Origin of the sequence: Streptomyces sp. NBC_01622, from assembly GCF_045209635.1 — a bacterium.
In the GTDB taxonomy this organism is placed as follows: Bacteria; Actinomycetota; Actinomycetes; order Streptomycetales; family Streptomycetaceae; genus Streptomyces.
On sequence record NZ_CP109293.1, the window covers coordinates 5,706,929 to 5,720,664 of the forward strand.

10 protein-coding genes and 1 pseudogene are annotated in these 13,736 nt (G+C 71.5%); 8 read left to right on the top strand and 3 right to left on the bottom strand.

Annotated elements, in window-relative coordinates; genetic code table 11:
* The first annotated feature begins 111 nt into the window (after window positions 1-111).
* The 8 genes from OH768_RS26190 (at window position 112) to OH768_RS26225 (ending at window position 7,737) form a co-directional block, all read left to right on the top strand.
* The gene (locus OH768_RS26190; protein ID WP_406457489.1) at window positions 112-954 is read left to right on the top strand and encodes a M24 family metallopeptidase; all 843 of its coding nucleotides are present in this window, start codon (window positions 112-114) and stop codon (window positions 952-954) included.
* A complete protein-coding gene (locus tag OH768_RS26195; protein WP_406457491.1) occupies window positions 951-2,729 on the top strand; it encodes an SDR family oxidoreductase in 1,779 nt (592 codons plus the stop codon). The genes OH768_RS26190 and OH768_RS26195 overlap by 4 nt, the downstream gene beginning before the upstream one ends.
* Window positions 2,726-3,655: a metal-dependent hydrolase gene (locus tag OH768_RS26200; RefSeq protein ID WP_406457493.1), complete on the top strand. Its 930-nt coding sequence runs from the start codon at window positions 2,726-2,728 to the stop codon at window positions 3,653-3,655. The genes OH768_RS26195 and OH768_RS26200 overlap by 4 nt, the downstream gene beginning before the upstream one ends.
* Window positions 3,652-4,629: a MerR family transcriptional regulator gene (locus tag OH768_RS26205; RefSeq protein ID WP_406457495.1), complete on the top strand. Its 978-nt coding sequence runs from the start codon at window positions 3,652-3,654 to the stop codon at window positions 4,627-4,629. The genes OH768_RS26200 and OH768_RS26205 overlap by 4 nt, the downstream gene beginning before the upstream one ends.
* A 122-nt stretch (window positions 4,630-4,751) precedes the next feature.
* Window positions 4,752-5,300, top strand: a complete 549-nt coding sequence (locus tag OH768_RS26210) for an RNA 2'-phosphotransferase (protein ID WP_406457497.1) — start codon at window positions 4,752-4,754, stop codon at window positions 5,298-5,300.
* Window positions 5,301-5,367: 67 nt separating this feature from the next.
* The gene (locus OH768_RS26215; protein WP_406457499.1) at window positions 5,368-5,814 is read left to right on the top strand and encodes a hypothetical protein; all 447 of its coding nucleotides are present in this window, start codon (window positions 5,368-5,370) and stop codon (window positions 5,812-5,814) included.
* Between the two features lie 42 nt (window positions 5,815-5,856).
* A complete protein-coding gene (locus OH768_RS26220; protein ID WP_406457501.1) occupies window positions 5,857-6,759 on the top strand; it encodes an LLM class flavin-dependent oxidoreductase in 903 nt (300 codons plus the stop codon).
* Between the two features lie 90 nt (window positions 6,760-6,849).
* On the top strand, window positions 6,850-7,737 hold the full coding sequence (locus tag OH768_RS26225) for a Cof-type HAD-IIB family hydrolase (protein ID WP_406457503.1): 888 nt from the start codon (window positions 6,850-6,852) through the stop codon (window positions 7,735-7,737).
* Between the two features lies 1 nt (window position 7,738).
* On the opposite strand, the pseudogene OH768_RS26230 reads toward OH768_RS26225, so the two are convergent.
* From OH768_RS26230 to cydD, 3 genes and pseudogenes are all read right to left on the bottom strand, one after another.
* A pseudogene (locus OH768_RS26230) lies at window positions 7,739-8,221 on the bottom strand (M23 family metallopeptidase); the annotation flags it as partial.
* Between the two features lie 212 nt (window positions 8,222-8,433).
* A complete protein-coding gene (locus OH768_RS26235) occupies window positions 8,434-10,119 on the bottom strand; it encodes a GAF domain-containing sensor histidine kinase (protein WP_406457505.1) in 1,686 nt (561 codons plus the stop codon).
* 61 nt (window positions 10,120-10,180) lie between these two features.
* Entirely contained in the window at window positions 10,181-13,669 is a 3,489-nt protein-coding gene (gene cydD, locus OH768_RS26240) for a thiol reductant ABC exporter subunit CydD (RefSeq protein WP_406457507.1), read from the bottom strand.
* Between the last annotated feature and the right edge of the window lie 67 nt (window positions 13,670-13,736).

Consider the following 13,736-nt stretch of genomic DNA (forward strand, 5'->3'; position numbering starts at 1 on the left):
ATCCACAGGTAGAGATCAAGGCTATTGACGCAGCCTCTAACAACTGTCACATTCGTCAGTGTCAAGTTACGAGCACGTACCGCAGTCGGTGTGGACAGGTGGGGCGGTGGCATGACTACGGCGGTGACACGCGAACTCTCCGCGGAACTGCGGGGGTTCAGGGAGGTCCAGCGGCTGGCGTACGAGTGCGCCGAGGCCGTCGCGGCCCGGCTGGAGCCCGGGGTGACCGAGCGCGAGGCGGCGCGGATGCAGCGGTCCTGGCTGCGCGCGAAGGGTGTGAAGGACTGGTTCCATCTGCCCTTCGCCTGGTTCGGCGACCGCACGGCGTTCACGAACTTCCGGGTGCCGCTTCAGTTCTTCCCCACGAACCGCCGGCTGGAGCCCGGGATGCCGTTCATCCTGGACATGGCCCCCGTGTACAAGGGCTTCACGGCCGACATCGGCTATTCGGGCTCCCTGGGGGCGAACCCGGTGCAGAACCGGCTCATGGCCGACCTGGAGGCACACCGCGGGCTGCTGCTGCGCGAGGTGCGTGAGCGGCGCCCGCTGCGCGAGATCTACCAGGACGTGGACCGCCTCATGGTCCGCCAGGGCTACGCCAACCGGCACCGCGCGTATCCCTTCGGCGTGATCGCGCACAAGGTCGACCGGGTCGCCGAACGCCCTTGGTCCCCGCGCCTGTTCGGATTCGGCACCCAGTCCCTGAAGGGCCTGGCGAGCGACGCGCTGCACGGCCACCGCGACGGCTGGTCCCCGCTGTGGTCGCCGTACCGCTTCTCCGACCACCCCCCGCACCCCGGCCTGTGGGCGGTCGAACCGCATCTCGGATTCCGGGGCACGGGCGCCAAGTTCGAGGAGATCCTGGTCGTCACCGACTCCGAGGACCCCGAGCAGAGCGCCTTCTGGCTGGACGACGATCTGCCGCACGTGCGGCGCTGGGCGGAGGACAAGTGACGCTTGAGGGTGCGCGCGAGCGCCGGGTGCGGACCGGCGGAGTCGAGCTGTGCGTGGCCGAGTTGGGGGACGCGTCGAACCCCACCGTGGTCCTGGTGCACGGCTATCCCGACAGCAAGGAGGTGTGGTCCGAGGTCGCGTCCCGGCTGGCCGACCGCTTCCACGTCGTCCTCTACGACGTCCGGGGCCACGGCCGGTCCACGGCCCCGCAGCCGCTGCGGGGCGGGTTCACGCTGGAGAAACTGACGGACGACTTCCTGGCGGTCGCGGACGCGGTCAGCCCGGACCGGCCGGTGCACCTGGTGGGGCACGACTGGGGTTCGGTGCAGTCCTGGGAGTTCGTCACGGTCGAGCGCACCAAGGGCCGTATCGCCTCCTTCACGTCGATGTCCGGGCCCTCCCTCGACCACTTCGGGCACTGGATCAACAAGCGCCTGACCCGGCCCACCCCGCGCCGCGTCGGCCAACTCCTGGGCCAGGGCGCCAAGTCCTGGTACGTGTACCTGCTGCACACGCCCGTGCTGCCCGAGCTCGCCTGGCGCGGCCCGCTCGGCAAACGCTGGCCGAAGATCCTGGAACGCGTCGAGAAGGTCCCCGGCGGCGACTACCCGACCTCCTCGCTGCCCACGGACGCTGCCCACGGCGCCTGGCTGTACCGGGACAACATCCGCGCGAGGCTGCGCAGGCCACGCCCCGACGCGTACGCCCACGCGCCCGTGCAGCTCATCACGCCCTTGGGGGACGCGTTTCTCTCCGAGCGGCTCTACGACGGGCTGGAGGAGTGGGCGCCGGAGCTGGTGCGGCGGACCCTGCCGGCCAAGCACTGGATCCCGCGCACGCGGCCCGATCAACTGGCCTCCTGGATCACGGAGTTCGTGACGGCCAACGAAGGGGGTCCGGTGACGGCCGGCGAAGGAGGTCCGGTGACGGCCACGGGGACGGGCAAGTACGCCGAGCGGTTCGGTGGGCAGCTCGTGCTGGTCACGGGGGCGGGCAGCGGGATCGGGCGGGCCACGGCGTTCGCGTTCGCCGAGGCGGGCGCGCGCGTGGTGGCCGTCGACCGGGACGCGGAAAGCGCCGCCCGCACCGCCGAGTTGGCCCGGCTGATCGGCGCCCCCGAGGCCTGGGCGGAGACGGTCGACGTCTCCGACGGGCAGGCCATGGAGAAGCTCGCCGCGAAGGTCGCCGGCGAGTACGGCGTGGTGGACGTCCTGGTGAACAACGCCGGAATCGGACTCTCCGGTTCCTTCTTCGACACCACCCCGGAGGACTGGAAGAAGGTCCTCGACGTCAACCTGTGGGGCGTGATCCACGGCTGCCGGCTCTTCGGGAAGCAGATGGCCGAGCGCGGCCAGGGCGGCCACATCGTCAACACCGCGTCGGCGGCGGCCTTCCAGCCCTCCAAGGCACTGCCCGCCTACAGCACCTCCAAGGCGGCCGTCCTGATGCTCAGCGAGTGCCTGCGCGCCGAACTGTCCGGGCGGGGGATCGGCGTCTCGGCGATATGCCCGGGCCTCGTCAACACCAACATCACCTCGACCGCGCACTTCGCCGGGGTCGACGCCGCCGAGGAGAAACGGCGCCAGAAGCGGTCGGCACGGCTGTACGGGCTGCGGAACTACCCGCCGGAGAAGGTCGCCGACGCGATCCTGCGGGCGGTCGTCCGCGACCAGGCCGTCGTGCCCGTCACCCCGGAGGCGCGCGGCGCCCATCTGCTGTCCCGGTTCGCCCCGCGCGCGCTGCGGGCGGTGGCCCGGCTGGAGCCGCCGCTGTGACCTCCGCGAAAGAACACGACGAGAACGAGCACGATGTGAGCGAGCACCACGCGATCGCGCCCCGCCGGGTCTCCTTCGACTGGTCGCGCACGCCCCTGCACTGGATCCCGGACGAGCCGACCGCCACGCATGTCATCAACGTGCTGCATCTGCTGCTGCCGGCGGGGGAGCGGTGGTTCGTGAAGGTCCTCAAGGAGGGCCTGCCGCTGGTCAGGGATCCCGAACTCCTCGCGGACGTCAAGGGGTTCATGGGCCAGGAGGCCACACACAGCGTCCAGCACGCGCACGTGCTCGACCATCTCGCGGCCCAGCGGCTCGACACCGCCGGCTTCACCCGGTACGTCGACTTCCTCTTCGAACGGCTGCTGGGCGAACGCCCGCCGCTCGGCGCACCGTTGCCGGAGCGCGAGTGGCTGCGCTTCCGGCTCGCGGTCGTCGCGGCGATCGAGCAGTTCACGGCGGTGCTGGGCGACTGGATCCTGGCCGCCGAGGACCTCGACCGGGCGGGCGCCGACGCCATCATGCTCGACCTGCTGCGCTGGCACGGCGCGGAGGAGGTCGAACACCGCGCGGTGGCCTTCGACATGTTCCAGCACTGCGGGGGCCACGGTCTCCCCCGGTACGCCCGCCGAATCGCCGGCATGACCGTCACCGCGCCCGTGATGCTCTACCTGTGGGCCTGGGGCGCGGCCTACCTGATACGCCACGACCCCCAACTCGCCGGGCGCGTCCGCTACTCGCTCGCCGAGCACAACAGGGCCGTACGGAAAGGCCTGTTGCCCACCTGGCGATCGCTCGGCGCGGCCGTCCCCCGCTATCTGCGGCGCTCCTACCATCCGTCGCGGGAGGGATCGCTGAGCCGGGCGGTGGAGTATCTGAGGCGGTCACCGGCGGCGCGGGCGGGGGCAGGGGCGGGGGCCGCGTGAACTCCGAGACCGGTTCGGACCCCGGCTCTGGCTCTGGCTCTGGTGAGGTCGCCTACCGGATCGAGGATCTCGCGCAGCTCAGTGGGGCCACCGTCCGGACGATCCGCGCCTATCAGGACCGCGGGCTGCTCCCCCGCCCCGAGCGGCGCGGACGGGCGAACGCGTACGCGGACGTCCATCTCGCCCGGCTCCGCCAGATCGCGGACCTGCTCGACCGCGGCTACACGCTGGCCTCCATCAAGGAGTTGCTGGAGGCCTGGGACGCGGGCCGGGGCCTGGGCGGGGTGCTCGGGCTGGTCGCGGAGGTCGACGGGCCGTGGACCGACGAGGAGGCGGCCCGGATCTCGCGCGCCGAGCTGGAGCGGCGCTTCGGCGGCAGCCCGGACGACGCGGCCGTCGCCGAAGCCGTCGAGCTCGGCGTACTCGAACCGGTCCCCGGAGACACCGACTCCTTCCTCGTGCCGAGCCCCCAAGAGCTGGCGGTGGCCGTCGAGTTGTACGCCTCGGGGGTTCCGCTGTCCGCGATCTCTTCCCATCTGCGGGAGTTGAGGGTCCAGGTCGAGCACATCGCCTCCCGTTTCCTGGAGTTCACCACCGAGCACGTCTTCGCCCGCTACCTCGAAGGCCCGCACCGTCCGACCGACGCGGACGCGGCCGAGGCGGCCTCGCTCGTACGACGCCTGCGCCCGCTCGCCCAGCAGACTGTGGACGCTGAACTCGCCCGCGCGATGCGGCTGTTCGCCAACCGTTCGCTACGGCAACACATGGGGGCGGCGGAATCTTCGCCGTCGGTGTCCTCGTCACGTTCCGTGGCCGTACCCGAGGAGACAATGCGGGCCGTGGAGGGGCTGGTTGGGCCGGAGAAGGCGGCTGAGTTCGTCGCGCTGGCGGCTGAACGGGAGCTGCGGGCAAGGGCGTTGGATGCGCTCATGCCAAGTGATCGCCCCCCAGTCGATCTTGACGAACAGGTGTGACATGACAGGGAGTTGTCCACAGAAACGCCAAATCCCCTGTGGATAACTACAGTTGGTTGTGGACCAAACATCGGCTCCAAAAGAAAATGCGTGATCCGTGTCTCTCCCGTCATGCTGAGCGGATGGACGAAAGACGCACCGTGAAGGTGTCGAAGTACCTCTCGAAGCACCTGCGCCACCAGCCCGAGCGGATCGGGCTCACCCTCGACGAAGCCGGCTGGATCGAGATCGACACGCTGATCGCCGCCTGTGCCGCGCATGGGTTCCGGTTCAGCCGTGAGGAACTCGACCATGTAGTGGCCACGAACGACAAGCAACGCTTCGCGATCGAGGGCACCCGTATCCGCGCCAGCCAGGGTCACAGCATCGAGGTCGACCTCGGACTGCCTCCGGCCACCCCGCCGTCGTACCTCTTCCACGGCACGGTGGCACGCAACCTGGACGCGATCCGGGCCGAGGGGCTCCGGCCCATGAACCGCCACGCCGTGCACCTCTCCGCCGACCGGGAGACCGCGACCCGGGTGGGCGCCCGTCGCGGCCGGCCCGTCGTGCTCGCCGTGGACGCGGGCGCGATGCACGGCGACGGCCATGTGTTCCGGGTCAGCGAGAACGGAGTGTGGCTCACCGAAGCGGTACCCACGCGCTATCTGCGGTTCCCTGAATCCCACTGACCCCGCGCGGCCGAGATGTGCCACCGGGTATGGCCTCGGCCGCACCGCCCCCGGCATGATCAGAGGTATGGACCACTTCCCCACCACCGAGGCGGCCGTCACCGCTCCGCGCGACATCGCGGCCGAGTACGCGCGTGAGATCGAGGTCACCCACGACATCGGCGCCGACCAGACCTCGCGCCGCACCGCCGCGGGTTTCGGCGTCACCACCGACCCCGACGGTTCACTGCCGCACGAGGCCTTCGTCGAGTTCGGCGGACTGCCGCGGGTGAGCGTGCGGCTCTTCCCCGAGGACGACGCCGTGATCACGGTCGAGGGCATCTCCTGCCCCGACATCGCCCGTGACGACGTCCCCGCCTTCCTCCGCTCCGTCTTCGACGGCCACGCCTACGTCAAAGCCCGCCGTTTCCCACCCAGTTGCAACCTGATCGTCCCGCTGCCCGGCGACCGGACGCACAAGGAGTGGATCTCGATGATCACTCTCACGCCGTGGCTGAACAGCCGCATCAGGTGACGGTTTCACGTGAAACACGGACGGCCGCATAGCCTGGGAGCCATGAACCTGCGCCTGAGCACCGTGATCCTCCCGTACCGCCGCTGGAACGAGGGGAGCCGCGAGGCATGGCAGCGCGCGGAGCAGCTCGGCTTCCACACCGCTTACACCTACGACCACCTGTCCTGGCGCACCTTCCGGGACGGCCCGTGGTTCGGCGCCGTACCGACGCTGACCGCCGCGGCGGCCGTCACTGAGCGGATGCGTCTGGGCACGCTCGTCACGTCGCCCAATTTCCGGCACCCGGTGACCCTCGCCAAGGACCTCATCACGCTCGACGACGTCTCCGACGGACGCATCACCCTCGGCATCGGCGCGGGCGGCACCGGCTTCGACGCCACAGCCCTGGGACAGGAGCCGTGGAGCCCACGGGAACGTGCCGACCGGTTCGGGGAGTTCGTTCCGCTGCTGGACCGGCTGCTCACCGAGGACTCGGTGTCGTACGAGGGTGACTTCTACTCGGCGCACGAGGCCCGGAACATTCCAGGGTGTGTGCAGCGGCCTCGGCTGCCGTTCGCGGTGGCCGCCACCGGGCCCCGTGGTCTGAAGCTCACCGCCCGGCACGGGCAGGCCTGGGTGACCACCGGTGATCCCCGGCTGTTCGAGAGCGGCACTCCCGAGCAGTCGGTTCACGCCATTCATGGCCAGGCCGAGCAGCTGGCCGACGCCTGCGCGGCGATCGGTCGGGACGCGGCCGGGATCGACAAGATCCTGCTCACCGGTTTCACCCCGGACCGCGGCCGTCCGCTGGAGTCCCTCGGTGCCTTCGTCGACTTCGCGGGTCGGCACCAGGAACTGGGCTTCACCGACATCGTGATCCACTGGCCCGTCCCGGACTCCGACTTCGCGGCGGACGAGAAGGTCTTCGAGCAGATCGCGATGGAAGCGCCCACCCAGCTCCGCTGAGCCGGCGGCATCCCTGACCTTGGGCGCAACGGCCCTGCTGGGGGTCGTAACCACTCACATGTGCGCACCCCCGCACGGCCGTGCGGGCATATGCGGGAGAATGGCCCGGTGACCTCAGCGACTCGACAGCCCGAGACCCCGGCCTCCGCCGTCCCGCCACGGCTGATCGCCACCGACCTGGACGGCACTCTGCTGCGCGACGACAAGTCGGTGTCCCCCCGTACGGTGGCCGCTCTGGCGGCTGCCGAGGAGGCGGGCATCGAGGTCTTCTTCGTGACCGGCCGCCCGGCCCGCTGGATGGACGTCGTCAGCGACCACGTCCACGGTCACGGCCTGGCGATCTGCGGAAACGGCGCCGCCGTCGTCGACCTGCACGGCGGCCCCGGGGCCCACCGCTTCGTGAAGGTCCGCGAACTGGCCCGGAACAACGCCCTCGACGCCGTACGGCTGGTGCGCGAGGCGGCGCCCGGGACGGTGTACGCGATCGAGCAGACCTACGGCTTCTACCAGGAGCCGGCGTATCCGAAGCTGCACATGGAGATCCCGGACACCCTGGCGCCCGCCGAGAAGCTCCTCGCGCCGGATGCCCCGGGGGCCGACGAACCGGTGCTGAAGATCCTCGCGTTCCATCCCGACCTCGACCCGGACGACTTCCTGACCACCGCCCGCCTCGCCCTGGGCGACCGCGCGAACGTCACCCGCTCCAGTCCCAGCGCCCTGCTGGAGATCAGCGGCCCGGATGTCTCCAAGGCGAGCACGCTCGCCCTGTGCTGCGCGGAGCGGGGTATCGCGCCAGAGGAGGTCGTCGCCTTCGGGGATATGCCGAACGACGTCGAGATGCTCACCTGGGCCGGGAAGTCGTACGCGATGGGCAACGCGCACCCCGCCGTGCTCGCCGCGGCCTCCGGGCGGACCGTCGACAACAACGAGGACGGCGTGGCCGTCGTGATCGAGCGGATGCTGTCGGAGCGGCGGTAGCTCAGCCGACAGCCACTCCGCGCGCCGCCAGCCACGGCAGCGGATCGACCGCCGACCCCGTCTCCGCGGTGACCCGTACCTCGAAGTGCAGGTGCGGGCCGGTGGAGTTGCCGGTCGTGCCAGAGCGGCCGATCCACTGGCCGGCGGTGACCCGGTCCCCCTCGTCGACGGCGACGGTGGCGAGGTGGGCGTACTGCGTGCAGTAGCCGCCCGGATGCTCGACCACGATCTGGTTGCCGAAGGCGCCGCCGCAGGACACCCGCACCACGCGGCCTGCTCCTACAGCCCGGACCGGTGTGCCGATGGGCACCGCGAAGTCCTGGCCGGTGTGCCGGTTCGCCCAGCGGGAGCCGCCGCTGCCGAATCCGGCGGACAGTTCGCTCGTCTCCACCGGCGCGACCCATGAGGCGGTTTCAGTCGTCGGCGGCCGGCCGAGACGGACGGCGCCCCGGCAGGAACCCGCCGCGACCGAGGTGTCCGTCTGCCTGGCACCGTCGGTGTGGCTGTCGCCTTCGCCGGGGCGGGCCACCAGCACGGCGATCGCGCACAGCAGCACCGGAACGAGCAGTGGGTGACGGCGAGATGAGGGCATGTCAGCGATCGTGACCCGCGCGGCGGACCGGCGCCCTGTTCACGTCGTACGCATGGGGGACAGGGTGGCGCGAACGGCTCAGTGGGAGCCCCATGGTGACGGGCTCAGTCGAGTGCCTGCCACACCACCGTCGTACCGCCTCCGTCCTCGCCGATGCCGGGCCCGTACCAGCTGTCGCCGCCCAGGGATTCGGCCCGTCGCTTGAGGTTCTTCAGGCCGCTGCGGCGACCGCCCTCCGGGACGCCGACCCCGTCGTCCGCGACGGTGAGCCGGACGCCCGGCCGTCCGTCGGGCAGGGTCGCGGTCGCGTCGACGACGACCTCGATCCGGGTGGCCGCCGCGTGCCGGAAGGCGTTGGAGAGGGCCTCGCGCAGGGCCGCGATGAGGTTCTTGCCGGTGAGGTCGCCGACCACGGTGTCGACCGCGCCGACGAAACGGTGCGCGGGTGTGAAACCTAGTGGCACGGCGGCCATGTTGATCTCCCGCAGCACCCGCGTGCGCAGTCCGGAGGGGGCTTCGCTGGGGCCCTGTTGGAGCGCGAAGATCGCGGTGCGGATCTCCTGGATGGTGATGTCGAGTTCGTCGACGGCGTTGCCGACACCCTGCCGCACCTCGGGGACGAGCGAGTCGCGCCGGGCGCTCTCCAGCATCATGCCGGTGGCGAACAGCCGTTGGATGACCAGGTCGTGCAGGTCGCGGGCAATGCGGTCCCGGTCCTCGTACACCGCGAGGCGTTCCCGGTCGCGCTGCGCCTCGGACATCATCAGCGCGAGCGCGGCCTGCGAGGCGAACTGGATCGCGAGGGTGCGTTCCGCTTCCGTGAACGGCCGCTCGCCCGGCGCGCGAGGGGTGACGAGGGCGCCCAGGACGCGCCCTCCGCTCTGCAGGGGCAGCGCCATGACCGGCCCGTACGTACGCGCGAGGCCGGTGACCATACGGGGATCGGTGGCCGCGTCCCCTACGAACACCGGCTGTCCGTCGAGCAGTTGGGCCACGATCTCGCTCTCCGGGGGCACGACCGCGCCGAGCGCCTTCGACGGCCGTTCCGAGGCCACGGCGACGATCTCCATGCCGCCCTCGTCGGCGGGCAGCAGCACGATCCCGGCCGCCGATCCGGACAGCCGACGGGCCCGCTCCGCGACGACCTGGAGCGCGTCCTCGGCGTCCCCGCCGGACAGCAGGGCGGTCGTGACGGCCACCGACCCGTCGATCCACCGCTCGCGCTGCTGGGCGGCCTCGTACAGCCAGGCGTTGCCGATCGCGATGCCGGCCTCGGTGGCCAGGACCCGGACCATGTTGACGTCGTCGTCGTTGAACGGGTCTCCACCGCGTTTCTCGCCCAGATAGAGATTCCCGAAGACCTCCCCCTGGACGCGGATCGGAACACCGAGGAAGCCCCGCATCCGAGGATGGTGCGCGGGGAAGCCCCAAAAGCGCGGATCCTGGGTCACATCCACGAGCCGGACCGGCTCCGGCTCCCGGATGAGCGCGCCGAGCAGCCCCTTGTGCCCGTCGGGAAACCGCCCGATGCGCCGCGCGGTTCCCGCGTCGACCCCGTGAAAGACGAAGTCCGCGAGGGCGTCGCCGTCCTCGTCCACGACACCGAGCCCCGCGTAACGGGCGTCCGTCAGCGTGGCCGCTGCCTCGCAGATCCGCTCCAGCGTGGAGTGCAGTTCGAGCCCGCTGCCCACGGACCGCATCGCCGCCAGCAACTGCGGCACACGTGCGGCCAGTTCGGCGGACAGCCCTGAGGAAGGCGACGGGGGACCGGCACTCGGAGCGGCTGACATGCCCCGAGCCTAATTAGTCCCCTTTGTCACGGAAAGTCGAGCGCCTCGATCGCGAGCCTCCCTACCCGGCCGCCACCAACAGCTCCGACTCCGCCTCCCGCTCCGCCATCCCCCGCAACGGCCCCTCCACCGAGGCCAGTCCGGCGTACGGCCCCCGCTGCACGACCCGTCCCTCGTCCAGCACGATCAACTCGTCCACGTCCTCAAGTCCCGCCAGCCGGTGCGTGATGAGCAGGGTCGTACGGCCCTCCGTGGCGGCCAGCAGATCGGCGGTGAGCGCGTCGGCGGTCGCCAGGTCCAGGTGCTCGGCGGGCTCGTCGAGCACGAGGACCGGGAAGTCCGCGAGCAGCGCGCGGGCGAGGGCCAGCCGCTGCCGCTGTCCGCCGGACAGCCGCGCCCCGTGCTCACCGACGAGCGTGTCCAGTCCGTCGGGCAGCCCGTCGGCCCAGTCGAGCAGCCGGGCCCGCTCCAGCGCGGCCCGCAGTTCGTCCTCGGTCGCTTCCTTCTTCGCGAGCAGCAGGTTCTCCCGCACCGAGCTGTCGAAGAGGTGCGCGTCCTGGGCACACAGCCCGACGAGCCGTCGTACGTCGTCGCCGTCCAGGGCGTACGCGTCCACGCCGGCCAGCGTGTACGAACCGGCGTCCGCGTCGAGGAACCGCAGCATCACCTGCGCCAGCGTCGTCTTGCCGGACCCGGAGGGCCCGACCACGGCGACCCGTCGCCCCTTCTCCAGCGTCAGGTCGAGCCCGGCGAGCGCGTCCCGGTCCTGCCCGGTGTGCCGGGCGGCCAGTCCCTGCACTACGAGCGGGAACGGCGTCGCGGGCGCCTGGCGGGGCCGCTCCGGTTCCCGTACGGGCTCGGGGGCGTCCAGCACCTCGTACACGCGCTCCGCGCTCTTGCGGACCCGCTGCCGGTACTGCACGGCGAGGGGCAGTCCGAGGACGGCTTCGAAGACGGCGAGCGGGGTGAGGACGACGACGGCCGTCAGAACACCGCTGAGCCGTCCGGCAGCGACGGCCTGGGCGGCCACCAGTGCGGTGGCGGCGACGGTCAGGCCGGAGATCAGCGCGGTAAGGCCGTCGCCCAGCGCGGTGGCGGTGGCGGCGCGGGAGGCGATCCGGGTGAGTACGCCGTCTGCGCGGCGAGCCTCGGCGGTACGGGCGGGCAGTGCGCCGGCGACCGTCAACTCGGCGGTGCCGGTGAGCAGTTCGGTCACGCGGGTGGCGAGCACCCCACGGGCCGGGGCCAGCCGCCGTTCGGCACGACGGGCCACGGCACCGGTGACCAGGGGGACGCCGACACCGGCCGCGAGGAGACCCACCGCGAGCACGGCACCGGCCTCGGGCAGCAGCCAGGCCGTGAACCCGACCGTCGCCGCCGAGACGGTGGCCGCGACCCCGGCGGGCAGCAGCCAGCGCAGCCAGTAGTCCTGCAGCGCGTCCACGTCGGTGACGAGCCGGGACAGCAGATCGCCCCGGCGGGTGTCCCGCAGCCCGGCGGGCGCCAGCCGTTCGAGGCGCCGGTAGACGGCGACCCGGGTGTCGGCCAGCATCCGCAGCACCGCGTCGTGCGACACGAGCCGCTCCGCGTACCGGAACACGGCCCGCCCGATCCCGAAGGCCCGGGTCGCGGTCACCGCCACCATCAGATACAGCACGGGCGGCTGCTGCGAGGCCCGCGAGATCAGCCACCCCGAGGTGGCCATGAGCCCAACGGCACTGCCCAGCGCGAGACCTCCGAGCAGCAGCGCCAGGGCGAGGCGGCCACGCCGGGCACCGGACATGGCACGGACCCGGGCGAGGACACCGCCCGTGTGTGCCGCGAGCCGTGTCTCGGGCTCGTCGACGGCCACGGAGCTCACCGTCGCCTCCGGGCTCGTACCGGCGAGCGTCGGCCCGGCCTCCGCGCGAACCGCGGTCTCGCCCTCGGTCAACCGCACCACCCGGTCCGCCACCGCCAGCAGGGCCGGCCGGTGCACCACGAGCAGTACCGTCCGCCCGACCGCCAACCGCCGTACCGCCTCGACCACTTCGGCCTCGGTCGCCCCGTCCAGCGCGGCCGTCGGCTCGTCGAGGAGCAGGACCGGCCGGTCGGCGAGGAAGGCCCGCGCGAGGGCGAGCCGCTGCCGCTGCCCGGCGGACAGTCCGGCCCCGTCCTCGCCGAGCACACTCCCGATGCCCTCGGACAGCGCGTCCACGAACTCCAGGGCGCCGGCTTCGGCCAACGCCCGCCGTACGGCGGTGTCGTCGGCGTCGGGCCGGGCGAGCCGTACGTTCTCGGCGATCGTCCCGGCGTACAGCTGCGGCCGTTGCGGCACCCAGGCGATCCGCGAGCGCCACCGCTCCAGGTCGGCGTCGGCGAGATCGACTCCCCCGACCCGCACCCGGCCCTCGGCGGGCCGCACGAACCCCAACAGGGCGTTCAGCAAAGTGGACTTGCCCGAGCCGCTCGGGCCGACGAGGGCGACCGTCTCGCCGGGTTCCACTGCGAAGGACACGTCCGACACTGCGTCCACGGAACGCCCGGGATACCGGACCGTCACACCTTCGAAGGCGAGAGCGTCGGAGGGCACTTCGGTGGTCCCTGAAGTCGGTACCGGTGTCTCCAGTACCGAGAAGATCTCCTCGGCAGCCGCGAGGCCCTCCGCCGCCGCGTGGTACTGGGCGCCCACCTGACGCAGCGGCAGATACGCCTCGGGCGCCAGGACGAGGACCACGAGGCCGATGTAGAGATCCATGTCGCCGTGGACGAGCCGCATGCCGATCGTCACGGCGACCAGGGCCACGGAGAGCGTGGCCAGCAGTTCCAGGGCGAAGGAGGAGACGAAGGCGATCCGCAGGGTCCGCATGGTCGCCTGCCGGTACTCACCGGTGATGCGCCGGATCGACTCGGCCTGCGCCTTGGCCCGCCCGAACACCTTCAGGGTCGGCAGCCCCGCGACCACGTCCAGGAAGTGCCCGGAGAGCCGGGACAGCAACTGCCACTGCCGGTCCATCCGGGACTGCGTGGCCCAGCCGATCATCACCATGAAGAGCGGGATGAGTGGCAGGGTGCCAACGATGATCGCCGCCGAGATCCAGTCCTCGGTGACGATCCGCGCCAGCACCGCCACCGGGACGACCACCGCGAGCCCCAACTGCGGGAGATAGCGCGAGAAGTAGTCGTCGAGGGCGTCGACGCCCCGGGTGGCTAGGGCGACCAGCGACCCGGTCCGCTGCCCGCTCAGCCAGCCGGGGCCCAGCTCCACGGAACGCTCCAGCAGCCGTCGCCGTAGCTCCGACTTCACGGAGGCGCTGGCGCGGTGGGCGGCGAGTTCGGTGAGCCAGGAGACCAGGGCACGGCCACTCGCGACGGCCACCAACAGCAGCAGGGGAGTGCCGAGTTCACTCACGGACTTCCCGTGCTGGAAGGCACCGACCACGACCTCGGCGATGAGCATCGCCTGGGCGATGACAAGCAGCGCGCCGACGGCACCCAGGCCCACGACCGCCATCAGGAAGAGGCGGGTGGCGCGTGCGTATCGGAGCAGACGTGGGTCGATTGGTTTCACGTGAAACACACCCTCTTCATCGGGAGGTCCCGACTCCTCAGTAGGTCCCGACTTCTCGGCCGGCCCC